General features: G+C 48.9%; 19 protein-coding genes and 1 riboswitch. All 19 genes read left to right on the top strand.

The genetic code is table 11. The features are described 5' to 3' along the window. The 19 genes from ACWHAR_RS06620 (at position 1) to pyrE (ending at position 19,797) form a co-directional block, all read left to right on the top strand. Positions 1 to 693, top strand: coding sequence for a YggS family pyridoxal phosphate-dependent enzyme (locus tag ACWHAR_RS06620; protein ID WP_014417725.1), 693 nt, complete (start codon positions 1 to 3; stop codon positions 691 to 693). Continuing rightward, positions 690 to 1,148, top strand: coding sequence for a cell division protein SepF (gene sepF, locus ACWHAR_RS06615; RefSeq protein WP_003154410.1), 459 nt, complete (start codon positions 690 to 692; stop codon positions 1,146 to 1,148). The genes ACWHAR_RS06620 and sepF overlap by 4 nt, the downstream gene beginning before the upstream one ends. Before the next feature lie 6 nt (positions 1,149 to 1,154). Continuing rightward, on the top strand, positions 1,155 to 1,433 hold the full coding sequence (locus ACWHAR_RS06610; RefSeq protein ID WP_003154408.1) for a YggT family protein: 279 nt from the start codon (positions 1,155 to 1,157) through the stop codon (positions 1,431 to 1,433). 61 nt (positions 1,434 to 1,494) lie between these two features. Beyond that, the gene (locus ACWHAR_RS06605) at positions 1,495 to 2,265 is read left to right on the top strand and encodes a YlmH family RNA-binding protein (RefSeq protein ID WP_007409722.1); all 771 of its coding nucleotides are present in this window, start codon (positions 1,495 to 1,497) and stop codon (positions 2,263 to 2,265) included. 94 nt (positions 2,266 to 2,359) lie between these two features. Next, positions 2,360 to 2,854, top strand: coding sequence for a septum site-determining protein DivIVA (divIVA, locus tag ACWHAR_RS06600; RefSeq protein WP_003154406.1), 495 nt, complete (start codon positions 2,360 to 2,362; stop codon positions 2,852 to 2,854). Positions 2,855 to 3,195: 341 nt separating this feature from the next. Continuing rightward, positions 3,196 to 5,961 carry an isoleucine--tRNA ligase gene (ileS, locus tag ACWHAR_RS06595; RefSeq protein WP_032874837.1) on the top strand — a complete coding sequence of 922 codons (2,766 nt, stop codon included), beginning with the start codon at positions 3,196 to 3,198 and terminating at the stop codon, positions 5,959 to 5,961. A 149-nt stretch (positions 5,962 to 6,110) separates the two neighbouring features. Further along, positions 6,111 to 6,482: a TraR/DksA family transcriptional regulator gene (locus tag ACWHAR_RS06590; protein ID WP_014304976.1), complete on the top strand. Its 372-nt coding sequence runs from the start codon at positions 6,111 to 6,113 to the stop codon at positions 6,480 to 6,482. Between the two features lie 101 nt (positions 6,483 to 6,583). Further along, on the top strand, positions 6,584 to 7,045 hold the full coding sequence (gene lspA / locus ACWHAR_RS06585; RefSeq protein ID WP_016936189.1) for a signal peptidase II: 462 nt from the start codon (positions 6,584 to 6,586) through the stop codon (positions 7,043 to 7,045). A 1-nt stretch (position 7,046) separates the two neighbouring features. After that, positions 7,047 to 7,961 carry an RluA family pseudouridine synthase gene (locus ACWHAR_RS06580; protein WP_007611300.1) on the top strand — a complete coding sequence of 305 codons (915 nt, stop codon included), beginning with the start codon at positions 7,047 to 7,049 and terminating at the stop codon, positions 7,959 to 7,961. 188 nt (positions 7,962 to 8,149) lie between these two features. After that, the gene (gene pyrR, locus ACWHAR_RS06575) at positions 8,150 to 8,695 is read left to right on the top strand and encodes a bifunctional pyr operon transcriptional regulator/uracil phosphoribosyltransferase PyrR (RefSeq protein ID WP_032874839.1); all 546 of its coding nucleotides are present in this window, start codon (positions 8,150 to 8,152) and stop codon (positions 8,693 to 8,695) included. Between the two features lie 154 nt (positions 8,696 to 8,849). Further along, positions 8,850 to 10,160: a uracil permease PyrP gene (gene pyrP, locus ACWHAR_RS06570; RefSeq protein ID WP_032875227.1), complete on the top strand. Its 1,311-nt coding sequence runs from the start codon at positions 8,850 to 8,852 to the stop codon at positions 10,158 to 10,160. A 142-nt stretch (positions 10,161 to 10,302) separates the two neighbouring features. After that, a complete protein-coding gene (locus tag ACWHAR_RS06565; protein WP_029325902.1) occupies positions 10,303 to 11,217 on the top strand; it encodes an aspartate carbamoyltransferase catalytic subunit in 915 nt (304 codons plus the stop codon). Continuing rightward, the gene (locus tag ACWHAR_RS06560) at positions 11,201 to 12,487 is read left to right on the top strand and encodes a dihydroorotase (protein WP_032874841.1); all 1,287 of its coding nucleotides are present in this window, start codon (positions 11,201 to 11,203) and stop codon (positions 12,485 to 12,487) included. Before ACWHAR_RS06565 ends, ACWHAR_RS06560 begins: the two co-directional genes overlap by 17 nt. Continuing rightward, positions 12,484 to 13,578, top strand: a complete 1,095-nt coding sequence (locus ACWHAR_RS06555; RefSeq protein WP_032874843.1) for a carbamoyl phosphate synthase small subunit — start codon at positions 12,484 to 12,486, stop codon at positions 13,576 to 13,578. Before ACWHAR_RS06560 ends, ACWHAR_RS06555 begins: the two co-directional genes overlap by 4 nt. Next, complete coding sequence (gene carB, locus ACWHAR_RS06550) at positions 13,563 to 16,778, top strand: carbamoyl-phosphate synthase (glutamine-hydrolyzing) large subunit (protein WP_020955795.1); 3,216 nt, start codon at positions 13,563 to 13,565, stop codon at positions 16,776 to 16,778. Before ACWHAR_RS06555 ends, carB begins: the two co-directional genes overlap by 16 nt. Then, positions 16,775 to 17,545, top strand: coding sequence for a dihydroorotate dehydrogenase electron transfer subunit (locus tag ACWHAR_RS06545; protein ID WP_032874846.1), 771 nt, complete (start codon positions 16,775 to 16,777; stop codon positions 17,543 to 17,545). Before carB ends, ACWHAR_RS06545 begins: the two co-directional genes overlap by 4 nt. Next, positions 17,545 to 18,480: a dihydroorotate dehydrogenase gene (locus ACWHAR_RS06540; protein WP_003154377.1), complete on the top strand. Its 936-nt coding sequence runs from the start codon at positions 17,545 to 17,547 to the stop codon at positions 18,478 to 18,480. The genes ACWHAR_RS06545 and ACWHAR_RS06540 overlap by 1 nt, the downstream gene beginning before the upstream one ends. After that, a complete protein-coding gene (gene pyrF, locus ACWHAR_RS06535; RefSeq protein WP_023356886.1) occupies positions 18,449 to 19,168 on the top strand; it encodes an orotidine-5'-phosphate decarboxylase in 720 nt (239 codons plus the stop codon). The genes ACWHAR_RS06540 and pyrF overlap by 32 nt, the downstream gene beginning before the upstream one ends. Continuing rightward, positions 19,165 to 19,797 carry an orotate phosphoribosyltransferase gene (gene pyrE / locus ACWHAR_RS06530; RefSeq protein WP_032874848.1) on the top strand — a complete coding sequence of 211 codons (633 nt, stop codon included), beginning with the start codon at positions 19,165 to 19,167 and terminating at the stop codon, positions 19,795 to 19,797. Before pyrF ends, pyrE begins: the two co-directional genes overlap by 4 nt. A gap of 101 nt (positions 19,798 to 19,898) precedes the next feature. Continuing rightward, positions 19,899 to 20,003: riboswitch (SAM riboswitch) on the top strand. Positions 20,004 to 20,037 lie beyond the last annotated feature (34 nt).

Genomic DNA, 20,037 nt, shown 5'->3' with positions numbered 1-20,037 from the left:
TTGCGTGTTGCTGATCAATTACGACATATAAACGAAAGAATAAACGAAGCATGTAACAGATCGGGCCGAAGCCCCGAAGATGTTACCGTCATCGCGGTTACAAAATACGTATCAGCCGAAAGGGCTCAAGAGGCCGTTGATGCCGGTATTACAAGTCTGGGAGAAAACCGGGATGCCGAGCTTATCCATAAGCAGGAAGTCATCAAAGGTAGCCCGGAGTGGCACTTTATCGGCAGTCTTCAGTCCAGAAAGGTGAAGGCCGTCGTTGACCGTGTATCTTATATTCATTCCTTAGACAGACTGTCATTGGCAAAAGAGATTGAAAAACGGGCGCAGCATACGGTTCGCTGTTTTGTGCAGGTGAATACTTCGCTTGAGCCGTCTAAGCACGGTTTGAAAACAGAGGAGGTCATCCCCTTTATCAGAGAGCTTTCTGAGTTTAGAAACATTTCTGTAGAGGGCCTGATGACGATGGCTCCCCTGACAGACGATACAGAAACGATCAGAGCCTGCTTCCGGCAATTGCGTGATCTGAGGGATCAGGTGCAAAAACTGAATCAGACAAACGCACCGTGCCGGGAACTGTCAATGGGCATGTCAAATGATTATGAAATCGCTGTTGAAGAGGGCGCAACTTTTATCAGAATCGGCTCTTCATTAGTCGGAAATGAACCGGGGGGTGTAAACAAATGAGCATGAAAAATAAACTGAAAAACTTTTTCTCAATGGATGAGGAGGAGTACGAGTACGAATACATTGAAACAGAGCAGGATCATCAGGAAGAGCATGAACAGCAGAAAGATAAACAGCCTGCTTACGCTCAGAAGCCGCAGGGCAAGCAGAACGTAGTAAGCTTGCAAAGTGTTCAGAAATCCTCTAAAGTGGTCTTGAGTGAACCGCGTGTATATGCGGAAGCGCAGGAAATCGCCGATCATTTAAAGAACAGGCGGGCGGTTGTCGTCAATCTGCAGCGCATCCAGCATGATCAGGCGAAAAGAATCGTCGACTTTTTAAGCGGCACCGTCTACGCCATCGGCGGCGACATTCAGAGAATCGGTTCAGATATTTTTCTGTGCACGCCTGATAATGTCGACGTTTCCGGCACGATTTCGGAGCTTATAAATGAAGACGAACATCAGAGGTGGTAAAGCAGGATGATTCTTTATCAAATTTTTTCCGTTCTGAGTTATTTAATTTACATCTACTCGTTTGCCCTGATCATCTATATCTTTATGTCATGGGTGCCGAGTACGAGAGAAACGGCGGTCGGACGGTTTCTCGCAGCGATTTGCGAACCGTATTTAGAGCCGTTCAGAAGGATCATTCCGCCCATTGCCATGCTGGATATATCCCCGATTGTAGCGATTATCGTGCTTCGGTTTGCCACGACGGGACTTTGGGGCCTATACCGCATGATCGCAATGTATACTTGAATGCGACAGTTTGATACGGGCTTGGCACCAGCCAAGCCTCTTTACATAGAAAGGAAAGAACATGAGCGATATTTACCAGCACTTCAGACAAGACGAGCGGCCTTTTATTGATCAGGCGCTTGAATGGAAACAGATTGTCCTGGACCAGTATCGGATGAAGCTGACTGATTTCTTAGATCCCAGAGAACAGGTCATTGTAAAGGCCGTTATCGGCGACGCCTGCGGTCTTGCGTTTTTCGGAGGATATGACAGAGCCGAGCGCAAACGCGCGATTTTATACCCTGAATATATGGAACCTGAACAGGATGATTTTGAGCTTCGGGCTTTTGACGTTCAATACGCTGAAAAATTCGTCAGCATTGACCACCGCTCTCTTCTCGGATCATTAATGGGGATCGGCTTAAAGCGGCAGAAATACGGCGATCTGATTTTCTCAGAGGAAGCCGTGCAGCTGATCGTCTCCGGTGAAATCGCCGATTTTGTCAGCACTCAGCTGACCAAGGCGGGCAAAGCGCCGGTAAAGCTTGAGAAAATCGAGCTTTCCGCTCTTCACATTCCCGCTTCAGATGTCGAAATAAGGGATGACACGGTTTCTTCATTGCGTCTCGACGCCGTCTGCGCTTCAATGAGCAGGCAATCCCGTCAGAAAGCGCAGGCGCTTGTGAAAAACGGGCTCGTTAAGGTGAATTGGAAAGCCATTGAAGATCCGTCTTATCAGGTTGCTGAAGGGGACATGCTCTCGATTCGCGGCTTCGGACGATGCAGTTTGGCAAAAGTTGACGGAAAAACGAAAAAAGACAAATGGAAAGTTACATTTGAACGGCAAAAATGAGTCGTTTTTTCAGTTTTTTTCTCCATCTGTGCCGTATTTGTTTTATAATGTGAACTAGATAACCGTACTGAAATGTAAAAATGGAGGTGGCAATATGCCATTAACGCCGAATGATATCCATAACAAAACGTTTACAAAAGGTTTTCGCGGATATGATGAAGATGAAGTAAATGAATTTTTAATGCAGGTTAGAAAAGATTACGAAATCGCACTCCGTAAAAAAACGGAGCTTGAGGCGAAAGTGAACGAGCTGGACGAAAAAATCGGCCACTTTGCCAATATCGAAGAAACGCTGAATAAATCAATTCTCGTAGCCCAGGAAGCCGCAGAAGACGTAAAGCGCAACTCGCAGAAAGAAGCGAAGCTGATCGTCCGTGAAGCAGAAAAAAATGCTGATCGCATCATCAATGAGTCGCTTTCCAAATCAAGAAAAATCGCAATGGAAATTGAAGAGCTGAAAAAACAGTCTAAAGTCTTCAGAACACGTTTCCAAATGCTGATTGAGGCGCAGCTCGACCTGCTGAAGAACGATGATTGGGATCATCTGCTGGAATACGAAGTCGACGCGGTTTTTGAGGAAAAAGAATAATTTTCTGATTTTCTTGACATTCTCCGGCCCGTTCGAATATAATACGTTCATAAATTCAGATGAAAAGACGATTGAAAGGGACCGGCATGACTCAAAACAGGCTATAAAGCGACCCGGGGAAGGTGAAAGCCCGGGATGGCCGGAATCATGCAGATCAGCCCTTTAGTTTCCTTTCTGAACCGAGAGTAGGATAGGACGTTCCATCACGTTACGATGTTCGAGAGGAAAAGACGGATGATCCGTTTTTTCTAAAAGGGTGGTACCGCGAGATAAGCTTTCTCGTCCCTTATGGGATGAGAGGGCTTTTTTTATTTTCTGAAAAATGTTGTGGAGGAATGAAAATGGATTACAAAGATACGCTGTTAATGCCGAAAACAGATTTTCCGATGCGCGGAAATCTGCCGAATCGTGAGCCGGACATGCAAAAAGACTGGGAGGAGCAGGACATTTACCGTCTTGTTCAAGAACGGACGAAAGACCGCCCGAAATTCGTGCTGCATGACGGACCTCCTTATGCAAACGGAGACATCCACATGGGCCATGCCCTGAACAAAATCCTGAAAGACTTCATCGTCCGCTATAAATCAATGAGCGGCTACAACGCACCGTACGTGCCGGGCTGGGATACGCACGGACTGCCGATTGAAACGGCGCTGACGAAAAACAAAAAAGTAAACCGGAAAGAAATGTCCGTCGCTGATTTCCGCAAGCTTTGCGAAGATTATGCATGGCAGCAGATCGAAAGACAGCGCGAACAATTCAAGCGTCTCGGCGTCAGAGGCGATTGGGAAAACCCGTATGTTACGCTTCAGCCTGAATTTGAAGCGCAGCAGATCCGCGTTTTCGGCGAGATGGCGAAAAGAGGCTATATTTATAAAGGTCTGAAGCCGGTCAACTGGTCGCCTTCAAGTGAATCTGCCTTAGCGGAAGCGGAAATTGAATATCAGGACAAACGTTCCGCGTCTATTTATGTTGCGTTTAAGGTGAAAGACGGTAAAGGCGTTCTGGAAAACGGAGAAAGCTTCATCATCTGGACGACGACGCCGTGGACGATGCCTGCCAACCTCGGAATTTCCGTTCATCCTGATCTTGAATACAATGTCATCAAGGTTGGAGACAAACGTTATGTAGTGGCTGCTGAACTGATCGAAAACGTAGCGGAGGCATGCGGTTTTGAAAATCCTGAAGTTGTCGCATCATATAAAGGCAGAGAATTAGAATACATCACTGCAGAACATCCGCTGTACGGCAGAGATTCACTCGTCATGCTCGGTGACCACGTCACAACCGATGCCGGAACAGGCTGTGTTCATACTGCTCCGGGCCACGGGGAAGATGACTTTATCGTCGGCCAAAAGTACGGCTTAGAAGTACTGTGCCCTGTTGATGAAAAAGGAAACATGACCGACGAAGCGCCGGGCTTTGAAGGAATGTTTTACGATAAAGCCAATAAACCGATCACGGAGAAGCTTGAAGAAAACGGCGCGCTCTTGAAACTCGAGTTTATTACACACTCCTATCCGCATGACTGGAGAACGAAAAAACCGACCATCTTCAGAGCGACAGCGCAATGGTTTGCGTCAATTAAAGATTTCAGATCCGATCTGCTTGATGCCATCAAACAAACGAAGTGGGTGCCGGAGTGGGGCGAACAGCGCCTTTACAACATGGTGCGCGACCGCGGTGACTGGTGTATCTCAAGACAGCGCGTCTGGGGCGTTCCGATCCCGGTATTTTATGCAGAAAACGGTGAGCCGGTCATCACTGACGAAACGATTGAACACGTGTCTGAGCTGTTCAAACAGCACGGCTCAAACGTCTGGTTTGAAAGAGAGGCAAAAGACCTTCTGCCGGAAGGATTTACACATCCGGGAAGCCCGAACGGAATCTTCACGAAAGAGCAAGACATTATGGATGTATGGTTTGATTCAGGTTCTTCCCATCAGGCTGTTCTTGAAGAACGTGATGATCTTGTCCGTCCGGCTGATTTATACCTTGAAGGCTCTGACCAATACCGCGGCTGGTTTAACTCATCTCTTTCCACCGCTGTTGCAGTCACCGGCAAAGCGCCGTATAAAGGCGTATTAAGCCACGGATTTACACTTGATGCAAACGGCCGTAAAATGAGTAAATCACTCGGCAATACGATTGACCCGACAAAAATCGCAAAACAGCTTGGAGCTGAAATTCTGCGTTTATGGGTATCTTCCGTAAACTATCAGGCCGATCACCCGGTTTCTGAAGATATTCTGAAGCAGGTCGCGGAAGTATACCGGAAAGTCCGCAACACGTTCCGCTTCCTTCACGGCAACCTGTTCGATTTCAATCCAAGCGTCAATGCCGTGGATGTAAAAGATCTCCGCGAAGTGGATCAATATATGCTGATCAAGCTGAATAAGCTGATCGATAAGGTGAAAAAAGCGTACGATGAATACGAATTTGCGGTTGTTTATCACAGCATTCACAATTTCTGTACGATCGAGCTCAGCTCATTCTATCTTGATTTTGCAAAAGATGTTGTGTACATCGAGCATGCGGATCATCCGGACCGCCGCAGCATGCAGACCGTCTTCTATGAAACGCTGCTGGCGTTAGTGAAACTGACGGCGCCGATTCTCCCGCATACGGCGGATGAAATGTGGTCTCACTTATCATTTGTTGAAGAAGCGAGCGTGCAGCTGACAGATATGCCGGAAACCATTGCTGTTCCGGACAGTCAGGCGACAGAAGAAAAATTCGACCGCTTCATGGAGCTTCGAAACGACGTGCTGAAAGCTTTGGAAACAGCCCGTAACGAAAAAATTATCGGAAGATCATTGGAAGCGAGCCTGACTTTGTATCCGAACAAAGAAAACCGCGACCTCTTGTCATCCATTAAAGAAAACATCGCGCAGCTGTTTATCGTCTCAGAACTGACAGTAAAAGACGAAAGTGAAGCGCCGGAAAACGCGCAAAGCTTCACAACAGGAAAAATGACCGTAGAAAAAGCGGAAGGCCAGATGTGTGAACGTTCCCGCGTAATTTCTAAAGATGTCGGAGCCAATCCGAAATATCCGACATTATCACTGCGCAATGCGGAAATCGTTGAAAAATATTATCAAAAATAATAAATGAGAAAGCGTCCGGTGTCAGCCGGGCGCTTTTTTACATGCCAGCAATGTCATCGATTAGAACGACAGGAAAAATCTTATGGGCTTCAAATGACGCTCTGAGGGCAACAATAAAGCTATAACATCAAGAGCAGGAGTTGTGATGAATGAATGATCAACTGACCGCAATCCACACGGAGCTTCTCATGATGAAAGAAGAACTTCAATCAAGATTATTCGAATATTCTTGCTTTCAAATGTCAGCATCTGTTGAACCTTCAATGAACGACCAAGAAGCAACTCTGATCTATCATATAAAAGAAGAACTTCAGGATGTTCTTCTTGCCCTGTCTAAGTTTGAAAACAATACGTACGGTTATTGTGAAAAAACAGGCGCCCCCATTCCGATTGAAAAACTTGCGGTGCTGCCGACGGCCAGAACCGCTGATGATTTTTATTATCCCGCTCAATTTGAAAAGAAAACCCTTCCATACTGGGTAACCGGAGATTATGCATATGATCAGGCGCTGTATGAGTGACAGCGTCTGTTTGCATACGCTTATGATCTGCCTTTACTCCGGCATCTTTTACTGATAAAATTCATAAAGGATAAAAGTAACTGTATACTGGAGGAACGTGTGTGCTTTATTATCTTATCGCTCTTTTTATTATTATTGCCGACCAATTGACCAAATGGCTTGTCGTCAGCCATATGGAATTGGGACAAAGCATACCTGTCATCGACCAGGTGCTTTATATCACATCTCATCGCAACACGGGAGCGGCGTGGGGGATTTTAGCCGGCCAAATGTGGTTTTTCTACGTCATTACCATCGCCGTGATTATCGGAATCGTTTATTACATACAGCGTTATGCAAAAGGGCAGATGTTACTCGGAATTTCTCTCGGCTTAATGCTGGGCGGTGCGGCCGGAAACTTTATTGACCGGGCGGCGCGCCAGGAAGTGGTGGATTTTATTCATGTCATCATCGTGAATTATCACTATCCGATTTTTAATATCGCGGACTCCTCACTGTGCGTCGGTGTAATACTTTTATTTATTCATATGCTGTTTGACAGCGGGAAAAAGAAGGAGCAATAACATGAATCAATTTGAGATAACCGTTCAGCCTGAACAAAAGAGCGAACGGATTGATAAATTTTTGGCTTCAACGGGAGAAAACTGGTCACGCACTCAAGTGCAGCAATGGGTAAAAGAGGGACTGGTATCCGTTAATGGCAAATCCGTAAAAGCGAATTATAAAATGCAGCCCGGCGATCAGGTAAACGTCACCATTCCTGAACCGGAAGAATTGGACGTGCTTGCAGAGCCGATGGATTTGGACATTTACTATGAAGACCAGGATGTCTTGGTTGTGAACAAACCGCGCGGCATGGTTGTACACCCGGCGCCCGGCCATGTGACAGGGACGCTTGTAAACGGACTGATGGCTCACTGCAACGACCTTTCCGGCATTAACGGCGTCATGCGCCCGGGAATCGTCCACCGGATTGATAAAGATACTTCCGGTCTGTTAATGGTCGCTAAAAACGATATGGCGCATGAATCACTCGTTAATCAGCTCGTCAATAAAACCGTGACCAGAAAGTACACAGCGGTTGTCCACGGGGTGATTTCACATGATGACGGAACAATTGACGCTCCGATCGGGAGAGATAAAAAAGACCGTCAAAGCATGACCGTAACAAGAGAAAGCAGCAAAAACGCCGTCACGCATTTCCACGTGCTTGAGCGTTTTCAAGATTTCACGCTCGTAGAGTGCCGGCTTGAGACAGGAAGAACGCATCAGATCCGTGTTCATATGAAATATATCGGGTTTCCTTTGGCGGGCGATCCGAAGTACGGACCGAGAAAAACCATTGATTTCAATGGTCAGGCGCTTCATGCTGGAATATTAGGTTTTGATCATCCGCGGACGGGCGAATACATTGAGTTTGAAGCGCCCCTTCCTGAAGATATGAAAAAACTCATTGAAGATTTAAGAAATAGCCATTGACAGCGCCTTTCTTTTCTGAAATAATAAAAACAAGCTGAATAGATTCTTTAACACAGTCCAGAGAGGCTGAGAAGGATAACGGATAGGACAGAAGAGATACGCATGTGTCTTCGTCCTGGAAAGGAACCCCTCTATGCTCTGGCAGGAGGGGTTTTTTCTTCTTATATACGAATGGAGAGGTGTCACGAGTGAATCAAAAAGCTGTTATTCTCGACGAACAGGCGATCAGGCGGGCGCTGACAAGGATAGCTCATGAAATGATCGAACGGAATAAAGGAATGAATGACTGCATTCTTGTAGGGATTAAAACAAGAGGCATTTATTTAGCGAAGCGGCTGGCCGAGCGGATCGAACAGATTGAAGGAAATCCGGTCACCGTCGGGGAAATCGATATCACCCTTTACCGTGACGACCTCACGAAAAAAACGAGCAATGAAGAGCCGCTTGTAAAAGGCGCGGACATTCCGGCCGATATCACAGACCAAAAGGTCATTGTGGTTGATGATGTGCTTTATACCGGCCGGACGGTAAGAGCTGCGATGGATGCCCTCGTTGATGTCGGGCGGCCGTCATCGATACAGCTTGCCGTGCTTGTCGACAGAGGGCACCGGGAGCTGCCGATCAGAGCGGACTATATCGGGAAAAACATTCCGACCTCAAAAGCTGAAAAAGTGATGGTTCAGCTGAGCGAAGTTGATCACACTGATATGGTCGCCATTTACGAAAATGAATAATCACCCTTTTTAAATGCATTCCAGAGAGTTTGCAAAGAGGATTTTAAAACACAAAGCCGGGCGGATCGACGCGGCCGGGTTTTGTATGCCTCTTTGCGCAAAAAGCAAAGAGGTTTTTTTATACCATTTGAAAGTCAACCGGGAGGAAAACGCCATGAGTAAGAAAAAAGTAAACCTGGGAGTCAGGGACGTCCCCAATCCATTGTCCTGGCTGTCATTCAGCCTGCAGCATTTATTCGCCATGTTCGGTTCAACCATACTCGTGCCGAAACTGGTCGGAATGAGCCCGGCAGTGGCGCTTGTCACGAGCGGAATCGGGACACTCGCCTATCTCTTGGTGACAAAAGGCCAGATTCCCGCTTATCTCGGCTCATCATTCGCCTTTATATCACCGATTATCTTGGTGAAGGCGACGGGAGGGCCGGGGGCTGCCATGGTCGGCGCTTTTCTGTCGGGAATTGTGTACGGCCTGATCGCACTTCTCATCAGGCAGCTTGGAACGGGGTGGCTGATGAAGCTGCTGCCCCCGGTGGTCGTCGGGCCGGTCATCATCGTCATCGGCCTCGGACTGGCAAGCACAGCCGTCAATATGGCAATGTATGCTGATCCGAATGCGAAGGAACTCGTCTACAGCTTGAAACATTTCAGTGTAGCCGGCGTCACTTTGGCCATCACCATTATCTGCGCCATCTTTTTACGGGGATTTTTAAGCCTGATTCCGGTATTGATCGGCATTATAGGCGGATATCTGTTTGCGCTGACACAGGGCATCGTCAATTTTCAGCCGGTCATTGATGCAAAATGGTTCGCCGTTCCTGAATTTATCATCCCTTTCAAAGACTATACGCCGTCAGTGACATTGGGCATTGCGGCTGCGATGGTGCCGGTCGCTTTCGTGACGATGTCAGAACATATCGGCCACCAAATGGTGCTGAGTAAAGTCGTCGGACAGGATTTCATTAAAAAGCCGGGACTGCACCGCTCCATAATGGGGGACAGCGTAGCGACGATTATCGCTTCGTTAATCGGAGGCCCGCCGACGACAACATACGGCGAAAACATCGGTGTACTGGCAATTACGAGAGTTTTCAGCGTCTTTGTCATCGGCGGCGCGGGAGTGATTGCGCTGTGCTTCGGATTTATCGGAAAAGTATCAGCGCTGATCAGCTCTGTTCCGTCCGCAGTTATGGGAGGCGTTTCCTTCCTGCTCTTCGGAATTATCGCCTCCAGCGGCTTAAGAATGCTGATTGACAACAACATTGATTATGAAAACAAGAGAAATTTAATTATCACATCCGTCATCCTCGTGATCGGCGTCGGAGGGGCTTTTATTCAAGTATCAAAAGGCGGGTTCCAAATATCCGGCATGGCGCTTGCGGCAATTGTCGGAGTCATCCTGAACCTTATCCTGCCGCATGCAAATGAAGAAGACGCGATGGCATCAGAAAAACAAAATCATATGTAAAACCTTTTAAAGAAAGTCCAGAGAGGCTTGGAAGGGTTATAACGGGAAGAAGCTGTACGCTGCTTCTCTCTTTAACCGCACCCCGAGTCTATAGACCGGGGTGTTTTTTTACGGCCTTCAAGCGGAAACGGAGGAGAAAAACATGAATCATTTAACGGCGATGTCTGAACTGAGCACTGCTGAAATTACAGAACTGCTGCGTGAGGCAAAAGCGATAAAAGAGGGTACAGTCCGTCCCGATCTCGCGGGAAAATTCGTTGCGAATCTGTTTTTTGAACCGAGCACGAGGACGCGGTTCAGCTTTGAAGTGGCGGAAAAGAAACTCGGGATGAACGTGCTCAGCTTAGACGGCACGAGCACAAGCGTTCAAAAAGGCGAGTCCTTATACGACACGGTCAAAACACTGGAATCAATCGGAGCGGACGCCTGCGTCATCCGGCACAGCACGGATGAATATTACAAAGATCTGACCGGCAGAGTCAATATTCCGATCTTAAACGCCGGCGACGGCTGCGGCCAGCACCCGACCCAGTCGTTGCTTGATTTAATGACGATTCAAGAGGAATTTGAGACCTTTCAGGGCCTGACGGTTTCCATTCATGGCGATATCAAACACAGCAGGGTGGCAAGGTCGAATGCCGAAGTGCTGACAAGGCTCGGCGCACGTGTACTGTTTTCTGGTCCGCCGCAATGGCAGGATGAGAAAAACGCCTTCGGCACCTGTGTTCAGACGGATGAAGCCATACAAGCTTCAGATGTCGTCATGCTGCTCCGCATCCAAAATGAAAGGCATCAGACAGAAGCCGACCAAAAAGGCTACCTGGAAGCATACGGGCTGACCGCAAAGCGGGCGGAGAGCATGAAGCGGCATGCCATCATCATGCATCCCGCACCGGTGAACAGAGGAGTCGAAATTGACACAACATTAGTTGAATGCGGAAAATCAAGAATCTTTAAACAAATGGAAAATGGTGTGTATATCAGAATGGCAGTCTTAAAAAGAGCACTGCAAACCAATGTGAAAAGGGGAGAAGCGGCTTATGTCTTATCTCATTAAAAACGGCTGGATGTTAAATGAACAAGGAGAAAAAGTGGCACAAGATATCCGGGTAACGGGTGAATTTATTTCGGAAACCGGGCTTCTGACAGCGAAAGACGGAGAAACGGTGATCGACGCTGGGGGACTGTTCGTTTCACCGGGACTCGTAGACCTTCATGTCCACTTCAGAGAACCGGGCGGCGAGAAAAAAGAAACCATTGAGACGGGCTCTAAAGCCGCGGCGCGGGGCGGCTTTACCACAGTCGCAGCCATGCCGAATACAAGACCGGTGCCGGATACGAAAGAGCAGATGGAATGGCTGCAAAACCGGATCAAAGAAACCTCATCTGTCAGGGTTCTTCCTTACGCATCCATTACGATCAGACAAACCGGCGAAGAAATGACAGATTTTGAGGCGCTTCATGAAGCCGGCGCATTCGCCTTCACCGATGACGGCGTCGGCGTTCAGACGGCCGGAATGATGTATGAAGCCATGAAACGGGCGGCTTCAATAAATAAAGCGATTGTCGCTCATTGTGAGGATAACTCACTGATTTACGGAGGAAGCGTGCATGAAGGTTCTTTTTCAAAAGCGAACGGCCTGAACGGCATACCTTCCATTTGTGAAGCGGTACATATCGCCCGTGACGTCCTGCTGGCGGAAGCGGCGGGCTGCCATTACCATGTGTGTCATATCAGCACGAAAGAATCCGTCAGAGCCGTAAGAGACGCAAAAAAAGCGGGAATCCGCGTGACGGCGGAAGTATCGCCTCACCATCTGCTGCTTTGTGACGACGATATCCCGGGACTTGATACCAATTTTAAAATGAATCCGCCCCTTCGCAGCAAAGAGGACAGAGAGGCGCTGATTGAAGGGCTTTTAGACGGCACGATTGATTTCATCGCCACTGACCATGCGCCGCATACAGAAGAAGAGAAAAACACGGACATGAAGCTTGCGCCTTTCGGTATCGTCGGTTTAGAAACAGCCTTTCCGCTTCTGTACACACATTTTGTGAAAAACGGGGCGTGGACGCTGAAGCAGCTGGTTGATTTCATGACGGTGAAACCTTGCGAGGCATTTGATCTTCCGTACGGAACGCTTGCACCGGGGGCGCCGGCTGACATCACCCTGATTGATCTGGAAAAAGAAGCAGCCATTGACAAAGATACATTTTTATCTAAAGGAAAAAATACGCCATTCAACAAGATGAAGTGCTTCGGCTGGCCTGTTGCAACGATGGCTGCCGGTAAGCTTGCATACGAAGAAGGGAGACTCGTCAAATGAAAAGAAGACTAGTGCTGGAAAATGGAGCGGTATTTGAGGGTGAAGCATTCGGGAGCCTGGAACATACAGCGGGTGAAGTCGTATTCAACACGGGAATGACCGGTTATCAGGAAATTTTATCAGACCCTTCTTACTGCGGGCAGATCGTGACGCTGACGTATCCTCTGATCGGCAACTACGGAATTAACAGAGATGACTTTGAATCCATCACTCCTTTTGTAAAAGGGCTGATCGTAAAAGAACTGTGCGAGCTGCCTTCCAACTGGCGTTCGGCTTACACGCTTGACGAGTATTTGAAAATGAAAAATATCCCCGGCTTACAAGGGATTGACACGAGAAAGCTCACAAGAATGATCCGCACAGCCGGCGCATTAAAAGGAACGTTTGCTTCAAGTGAGGAGAATGTCGGAGAGGTTCTTGCAAGGCTGAAAGAAACGGAACTGCCGAGAAATCAAGTCGCTCAAGTATCTGCGAAAACGGCATATCCGAGTCCGGGCCGCGGCAAACGCATCGTACTCGTCGATTTCGGTATGAAGCACGGCATTTTAAGAGAGTTAAACAAAAGAAAATGCGATGTCATCGTTGTGCCGTACAATGTAACGGCGGAAGAAGTGCTTCAGCTCAAGCCGGACGGCATCATGCTTTCTAACGGACCCGGAGATCCGAAAGATGTGCCGGAAGCCATTGAAATGATAAAAGGCATACTCGGGAAGGTGCCGTTATTCGGAATCTGCCTCGGCCACCAATTATTTGCGCTGGCATCCGGAGCGGAAACGGAAAAAATGAAATTCGGACACAGGGGTTCCAATCATCCGGTTAAAGAGCTTGCGACAGGGAAAGTCGCTTTAACCGCCCAAAACCACGGATATACAGTTTCTTCAATAGATGATACAGAGCTTGAAGTGACGCACATTGCGATCAATGATCAAACGATCGAAGGACTCAAGCATAAAACATTGCCGGCATTTACGGTTCAGTACCACCCTGAAGCTTCACCGGGGCCGGAAGACGCCAATCATTTATTTGACAGATTCATTGACTTGATCGAAACAACTGAGAAAGAAGGGGAAGCGGTATGCCAAAACGCGTAGATATTAAAAAGATTTTAGTGATCGGATCAGGCCCGATTATTATCGGACAGGCGGCGGAATTTGATTATGCGGGCACACAGGCGTGTCTCGCTTTAAAGGAAGAAGGCTATGAAGTCATTCTCGTCAACTCGAATCCGGCAACGATTATGACGGATACGGAAATGGCTGATCGGGTATACATAGAACCGCTGACGCCGGAGTTTCTCACGCGTATTATCAGAAAAGAACGGCCGGACGCCATCCTGCCGACTCTGGGAGGACAGACCGGACTGAATCTTGCCGTCGAGCTGTCTGAACTCGGGGTTCTTGAGGAATGCGGAGTGGAAGTGCTCGGCACAAAGCTGTCCGCCATCCAGCAGGCGGAAGACCGCGACTTATTCCGTACGCTGATGAATGAGCTGAATGAACCGGTGCCGGAAAGTGAGATCATCCGCACTTTACAGGAAGCCGAGGAATTTGTCGGCCGGATCGGGTTTCCGGTTATCGTGCGCCCTGCTTACACATTAGGCGGAACGGGCGGCGGCATCTGCTCGAATGAAGCGGAACTGAAAGAGATCGTCGAAAACGGATTAAAGCTCAGCCCCGTTCATCAGTGCCTTCTGGAAAAAAGCATTGCCGGTTACAAAGAGATCGAATATGAAGTCATGAGAGACAGCAGAGATCACGCGATCGTCGTCTGCAACATGGAAAATATCGATCCGGTCGGCATCCATACGGGCGACAGCATCGTCGTTGCCCCGAGCCAGACTTTGAGCGACCGGGAATATCAGCTTTTGCGCAATGTTTCATTAAAGCTGATCCGCGCGCTCGGCATTGAAGGCGGCTGTAATGTTCAGCTCGCGCTCGATCCCGACAGCTTCCAATATTACATTATCGAAGTGAATCCGCGGGTGAGCCGCTCATCTGCCCTCGCCTCAAAAGCGACGGGTTACCCGATCGCAAAGCTTGCGGCGAAAATCGCAGTCGGGCTTTCTCTTGATGAAATGATGAATCCCGTAACGGGAAAAACATATGCGGCTTTTGAGCCCGCGCTTGACTATGTCGTTTCTAAAATCCCGCGCTGGCCGTTCGACAAATTTGAGTCGGCAAACCGCAGGCTCGGGACGCAAATGAAAGCTACCGGAGAGGTCATGGCTATCGGACGCACCCTTGAAGAATCGCTGTTAAAGGCGGTCCGCTCACTTGAAGCCGATGTCTATCACCTGGAACTGAAGGATGCGGAAGAGATTTCTGACGGACTTTTGGAAAAACGGATCAGAAAAGCCGGGGATGAACGCCTGTTTTATCTTGCTGAAGCGTTCAGAAGAGGCTATACAGTGGAGCAGCTTCATGAGTTTTCCGCAATTGACGTATTCTTTTTGCACAAGCTCTGTAAGCTGGTCGCTTTTGAAACAGAGCTGAAAGCGGAAAAAGGCAGCCTCGCCGTCCTTCAGACAGCGAAGGAACTCGGTTTCTCCGACAAATATATCAGCCGGGAATGGAATATGCCGGAACAAGAGCTGTATCAAATGCGAAAAGAAGCAGACATCAAGCCTGTATATAAAATGGTGGATACATGCGCGGCGGAATTCGAATCAGAAACCCCGTACTTCTACAGCACATATGAGGAAGAGAACGAGTCTGAGGTTACTTCGAGAAAAAGCGTCGTCGTCCTCGGTTCCGGCCCGATCCGTATCGGACAGGGCGTCGAATTTGACTATGCGACCGTTCATTCTGTCTGGGCAATCAAGCAGGCAGGCTATGAAGCGATTATTATCAACAACAATCCTGAGACGGTGTCTACTGATTTCAGCATATCAGACAAACTGTATTTTGAACCGCTGACGGTTGAAGATGTCATGCACATCATCGATTTGGAACAGCCGGAAGGCGTTGTTGTCCAATTCGGCGGCCAGACGGCGATCAACCTTGCGGAAGAATTGAGCGCCCGCGGCGTCAAAATTCTCGGCACATCACTTGAAGATTTAGACCGTGCGGAAGACCGGGATAAGTTCGAGCAGGCGCTTGAGGCGCTGAATGTGCCGCAGCCGCTCGGAAAAACCGCCGTGTCGGTGAACGAAGCGGTCAAAATCGCCGCATCCATCGGCTATCCGGTACTTGTCCGCCCTTCGTATGTGCTCGGCGGCCGGGCGATGGAAATCGTCTATCACGAAGAAGAGCTGCTTCACTATATGAAAAACGCGGTCAAAATCAACCCGCAGCATCCGGTGTTAATCGACCGTTATCTGACGGGGAAAGAAATCGAAGTCGATGCCGTATCTGACGGCGAAACAGTCGTTATTCCGGGGATTATGGAGCATATCGAGCGGGCCGGCGTCCATTCAGGGGATTCAATCGCCGTCTATCCGCCTCAGTCTTTAAGCGAAGACATTAAGAAAAAAATCGAACAATACACTGTAGCCTTGGCAAAAGGCCTTAACATCATCGGGTTGCTGAACATCCAGTTCGTACTGTCGCAAGGTGAGGTGTATGTGCTTGAGGTAAATCCGCGGTCAAGCAGAACCGTGCCGTTCTTAAGCAAAATCACAAAAATCCCAATGGCGAACCTGGCGACAAAGGTCATTCTCGGCCAAAAGCTTGCTGATTTCGGCTATCAAGAGGGGCTGCAGCCTGAACAGCAGGGGGTATTCGTGAAAGCGCCTGTCTTCTCATTCGCGAAGCTGAGAAGAGTGGATATCACGTTAGGCCCTGAAATGAAGTCGACGGGAGAGGTCATGGGCAAAGATTCAACCCTGGAAAAAGCGCTCTATAAAGCGCTGATTGCCTCTGGCATTCAAATCCCGAACTACGGCTCAGTGCTGTTGACCGTTGCCGATAAAGATAAAGAAGAAGGACTGCTGATCGCTAAGCGGTTCCACGCCATCGGCTATAAAATCTTGGCGACGGAAGGAACGGCGGCTTATTTGAAAGACGCTCAGATTCCGGCTCAAGTCGTCGGAAAAATCGGCGAAGAAGGGAAAAATCTGCTCGATGTCATCAGAAACGGCGAAGCGCAATTTGTCATCAATACGCTGACAAAGGGCAAACAGCCGGCCAGAGACGGCTTCAGAATCCGCCGCGAATCCGTTGAAAACGGAGTCGCCTGCCTGACATCTTTAGATACGGCCGAAGCCATTTTGCGGGTGTTGGAAAGCATGACATTCCGGGCGGATCATATGCCTGCATCCGAAACCAATCAAAAGGCGGCAGTCACGATATGAAGAAAGCGCATTTGACTGTTCAATCCAACTTAGAAATTGCCGACCGGGTTTATAAGATGGTGCTGAAAGGAGAGCTTGTCCGGCACCTTACCGAGCCGGGTCAATTTCTTCATCTGAAGGTGAGTGACGCGGTCACGCCGCTATTAAGAAGACCGCTCAGCATTGCGGACGTCAATTTCGCTGCGAATGAAGTATCCGTTATCTACAGAGCTGACGGTGAGGGAACGCGTCTTTTGTCCGAGAAAAAAGAGGGCGGCAGGATAGACGTTCTCGGCCCTCTCGGCAACGGGTTCCCCGTCCGGCGGATTGAACCCGGCAAAACCGCGCTGTTAGTCGGAGGCGGAGTCGGGGTTCCGCCTTTGCAGGAACTGTCAAAGCGCCTGACGGAAAAAGGCGTAAACGTCATTCATGTGCTTGGATTTCAATCAGCAAAGGGTGTTTTTTACGAACAGGAATGTCGTGCGTACGGAGACACCTATGTGGCGACGGCTGACGGAACATATGGAGAGAAAGGGTTTGTCACCGATGTCATCCGTGAACAGCAGCTCGAATTCGATGTCCTGCTAAGCTGCGGACCGACACCGATGCTGAAAGCTCTGAAGCAGCAGTACGGCCATAAAGAGGTTTATCTTTCGATGGAAGAGCGGATGGGCTGCGGCATCGGTGCCTGCTTCGCCTGCGTGTGCCGCACGGGTGAAAGCGATACATCCTATGTAAAGGTCTGCCTTGACGGGCCGGTATTTAAAGCTGAGGAGGTGGCGCTGTAATGTTAGAGGTGAATCTGCCGGGTCTCCAATTGAAAAATCCGATCATCCCCGCTTCCGGATGTTTCGGATTCGGGAAAGAATATGCCGGATTTTACGATTTATCATGTCTCGGAGGCATTATGATTAAAGCAACGACGAATGAAGCCCGCTTCGGAAATCCGACGCCGAGAGTGGCGGAGACAAGCGCGGGAATGCTGAATGCCATCGGACTGCAAAATCCCGGCCTTGAGCATGTGCTCAATCATGAGCTACCTTGGCTCGAACAATTTGACACGCCGATTATCGCAAATGTCGCCGGTTCTCAGGTGGACGACTATAAAGAAGTGGCCGAGCACATCAGCCAAGCGCCGAATGTGCATGCGCTTGAGCTTAACATTTCATGTCCGAATGTCAAAACGGGGGGGATTGCTTTTGGTACTGATCCCGTCATGGCGGCCGAACTGACAAAAGCGGTGAAAGAAGTTTCCGCAGTGCCTGTGTATGTGAAGCTTTCGCCTAATGTCGCAAACATAACCGAAATTGCCAAAGCGATTGAAGCGGCCGGTGCTGACGGTCTGACGATGATTAATACTCTCATCGGGATGAGGCTCGATCTCAAGACGGGCCGGCCGATCTTAGCAAATAAAACGGGCGGACTGTCAGGCCCGGCGATCAAACCGGTCGCCATCCGGATGGTATACGAAGTCAGCCAGGCCGTTCAAATTCCGATTATCGGGATGGGCGGCGTTCAGACCGCAGAGGATGCATTAGAATTTCTTCTTGCGGGAGCAAGTGCGGTTGCCGTCGGCACGGCAAACTTCGTCAATCCGTTCGTCTGCCCGGAAATCATAGAACAGCTTCCCCGTGTGCTGCGCCAACACGGCTTTCAATCTGTAAGTGAATGCATCGGAAGGAGCTGGAAACATGAAAAACAACCTGCCCATCATCGCGCTTGATTTTGCATCAGGGGAAGAGACTTTAACGTTTTTAGACTTGTTTGAAAAGGAAAGGCTTTTTGTCAAAACGGGGATGGAACTTTTTTATCAGGAAGGCCCCGCCATCATTCACCAATTAAAAGAACGGAACTGTGATATATTTTTAGATTTAAAGCTTCATGATATCCCGACTACGGTCAATAAAGCGATGAAGCGGCTGGCCGGCCTCGGCGTTGATCTCGTCAATGTGCATGCAGCAGGGGGCGCACGCATGATGCGCGCGGCCCTTGAGGGGCTTGAAGAAGGCACGCCGGCAGGCAGAAAACGCCCGTCTTTAATCGCGGTGACGCAGCTGACCAGCACTTCAGAGCAGGTGGCGAAGGAAGAGCTTCTGCTGCATAAGCCGCTGTTAGAAACGGTTGTGCATTACGGCAAAATGGCGGAAGAGTGCGGGCTGGACGGAGTGGTATGTTCGGTACATGAAACAAAAGCCATTTATGAAGCGGTCCGGCCTTCATTTCTGACAGTCACGCCGGGCATCCGCACGGCCAGTGACGCAGCTGACGATCAAGTCCGGACGGCGACTCCGTCATTTGCGAAAGAAAACGGTTCGTCAGCGATCGTCGTGGGCCGCTCAATTACAAAAGCGGAAAACCCCGTTGAAGCATATGAAGCAATTAAACTGGAATGGGAGGGCGTTCGCCGATGAAACAGGCTATCGCAAAACATCTATTACACATTGAAGCTGTCTTTTTACGCCCGAATGAGCCGTTTACGTGGGCGAGCGGCATTTTATCACCGATCTATTGTGACAACCGTCTGACATTGTCGTATCCAAAAGTGAGAAATGATGTGGCGGACGGGCTCGGCAAACTGCTGAAAGAGCATTTCCCCGAGGCGGAGATGATCGCGGGCACTGCAACGGCGGGCATTCCGCATGCTGCGCTTCTAGCAGACCGTACAGGCGCGCCGATGTGCTACGTCAGAAGCAAACCGAAAGCGCACGGCAAAGGAAATCAAATAGAAGGCGCCATTAAGAAAGGACAAAAAACAGTCGTGATTGAAGACTTGATTTCTACCGGGGGCAGCGTGCTTGAAGCTGCGGCGGCCCTTCAAAGAGAGGGCGCGGAAGTCCTCGGCGTCATTTCCATTTTTACATACGGACTGCCGAAAGCAAAAGAAGCCTTTAAAAAAGCGGGTCTTCCTTATTACTCGTTAACGGATTATGACACGCTGATTGAAGTCGCGCTTGCAAACGGAACGATACATTCAGATGACATTGAAAAACTGAAATCATGGAAACAGAATCCCGAGTCAAAAGATTGGTTTAAAAAATAATGACAATAAAAACAGGCCTCAGGGCCTGTTTTATTATTCCTATCAAAAAACTCGGGTTGACTTCTGTTAGAATTGTGCTAAAATTTAGTACAAATCTAAAAAGCTTATCAAGAGCGGCTGAGGGACTGGACCGATGACGCCCGGCAACCTGCGTGTCATGCAAGGTGCCGCATCCAGAAAAATGCACAGCATTTTGAAGATAAGGGCTATACCGGGTCACTGTCTTTCATTCCGCTGGAT

This window comes from Bacillus sp. LR--39, from assembly GCF_053613335.1.
This window is presented reverse-complemented; position numbering and strand designations above follow the sequence as displayed.

Excerpts from the sequence above, each read along its gene's own strand:
- sepF (WP_003154410.1), top strand. The coding sequence starts at position 690 with ATGAGCATGAAAAATAAACTGAAAAACTTTTTCTCAATGGATGAGGAG.
- ACWHAR_RS06580 (WP_007611300.1), top strand. The coding sequence starts at position 7,047 with ATGAATCAATTTGAGATAACCGTTCAGCCTGAACAAAAGAGCGAACGG.
- pyrP (WP_032875227.1), top strand. The coding sequence starts at position 8,850 with ATGAGTAAGAAAAAAGTAAACCTGGGAGTCAGGGACGTCCCCAATCCA.
- pyrF (WP_023356886.1), top strand. The coding sequence starts at position 18,449 with ATGAAAAACAACCTGCCCATCATCGCGCTTGATTTTGCATCAGGGGAA.
- ACWHAR_RS06545 (WP_032874846.1), top strand. The coding sequence starts at position 16,775 with ATGAAGAAAGCGCATTTGACTGTTCAATCCAACTTAGAAATTGCCGAC.
- pyrE (WP_032874848.1), top strand. The coding sequence starts at position 19,165 with ATGAAACAGGCTATCGCAAAACATCTATTACACATTGAAGCTGTCTTT.
- ACWHAR_RS06590 (WP_014304976.1), top strand. The coding sequence starts at position 6,111 with ATGAATGATCAACTGACCGCAATCCACACGGAGCTTCTCATGATGAAA.
- ACWHAR_RS06540 (WP_003154377.1), top strand. The coding sequence starts at position 17,545 with ATGTTAGAGGTGAATCTGCCGGGTCTCCAATTGAAAAATCCGATCATC.
- ACWHAR_RS06610 (WP_003154408.1), top strand. The coding sequence starts at position 1,155 with ATGATTCTTTATCAAATTTTTTCCGTTCTGAGTTATTTAATTTACATC.
- ACWHAR_RS06555 (WP_032874843.1), top strand. The coding sequence starts at position 12,484 with ATGAAAAGAAGACTAGTGCTGGAAAATGGAGCGGTATTTGAGGGTGAA.
- ACWHAR_RS06560 (WP_032874841.1), top strand. The coding sequence starts at position 11,201 with ATGTCTTATCTCATTAAAAACGGCTGGATGTTAAATGAACAAGGAGAA.
- ileS (WP_032874837.1), top strand. The coding sequence starts at position 3,196 with ATGGATTACAAAGATACGCTGTTAATGCCGAAAACAGATTTTCCGATG.
- carB (WP_020955795.1), top strand. The coding sequence starts at position 13,563 with ATGCCAAAACGCGTAGATATTAAAAAGATTTTAGTGATCGGATCAGGC.
- divIVA (WP_003154406.1), top strand. The coding sequence starts at position 2,360 with ATGCCATTAACGCCGAATGATATCCATAACAAAACGTTTACAAAAGGT.
- ACWHAR_RS06605 (WP_007409722.1), top strand. The coding sequence starts at position 1,495 with ATGAGCGATATTTACCAGCACTTCAGACAAGACGAGCGGCCTTTTATT.
- ACWHAR_RS06565 (WP_029325902.1), top strand. The coding sequence starts at position 10,303 with ATGAATCATTTAACGGCGATGTCTGAACTGAGCACTGCTGAAATTACA.